Genomic DNA, 1,094 nt, shown 5'->3' with positions numbered 1-1,094 from the left:
GCCGGTGATCTGCTCTCCTGACCTTCAGGTTCATCTCTTTGCTCCTTTTGATGGTCGTTATTTTCGTCCTTTGATTCTTGATCGGCTACCTTGCCATAGGGTTCTCCATCCGCACTACCTTCTTTAAAGCTGACAGCATGATGTGTCTTCAAGGCTGTACGCTCAAGAAACAATTTTAAACATTGATGGTTTTCGCTGGCCGGACAAGCAATGGCGGTACGCTGGAAGAGGGTGTTCCAGAAATAAACATCGGTCATTTGCTCAATATTCAGGAAATCGCGCCAACCGACAGGTATAACGGCTTCACTGGAATAACCGTCGGCATTAACCCGTGTCATTTTCAAACGTGCCAGTGATGGCTGTTCCTCAAACGAGGTAGAATCCCTGCCTTTGGACATCAGCCACGAGATGACGGGTGTCAGGATAACCAGATCAATTTCGAATAATCCCGATGGCCAGCCCCCTCCACCCTTCCAGGGTGGAGGGGGTGGATAGTTGCTCAGGTCGTTCTTGACTAATAGTGCGATAATGTCCGAGTCTGCTGACACCACAGGTGTCTTGAAGCAAAGGACACAGTATTGATCATCGAAGCCCTCCGGAAGCAGCAAACTCACTTGCCACTGACTTACAACCCGAGGAACTGTACCGTCATTGATTTCAATCCGAACTTTGTGTCCATCGGAATTATGCCGTTCAATGAGGATTGAGGAATTGCATAATGGCAGAATCGCAATAGCTAGCATGGAAAGAACAAATGCTACTAATAAGCGGTAAAGATGCATTCAAGTCTCGTTACACAACTTGTGTCAATAATACCAACCCGCTCTCTCCCTAATAGGAAACCCCAGAACAATCTGTGTTGACTTTTTGCCCCGGAAAAAAGTAGCACCACTGATCAATCTTGTTGTTCGGAGTAGAAACAGAGAATAGCCAAGTATTTCTAAATTGCTATTTAGGTTATTGGCCATGTGTAACCCAACCTTCTGCAGCATCAACCAGTAAAGTATCTTGAAGAAGTTGATACCGGGGTAGCAGTCTGGTGTTGCCGTTCAAAAAAACTTACGTCATATCAACCGCTAATAATCTAGCCACCC

At 46.0% G+C, this 1,094-nt stretch carries 1 protein-coding gene; it reads right to left on the bottom strand.

Features of this window, described 5'->3' with window-relative positions; translation table 11 throughout:
- Positions 1 to 614: hypothetical protein (locus KDK16_RS01335; protein WP_257274335.1), on the bottom strand; the 614-nt coding region annotated here is incomplete at its 3' end.
- Between the last annotated feature and the right edge of the window lie 480 nt (positions 615 to 1,094).

The sequence above is a fragment of the Endozoicomonas sp. SESOKO4 genome (assembly GCF_024606275.1).
Note: the sequence above shows the minus strand (reverse complement) of the source record. Positions and strands in the feature narration are given on the sequence as shown.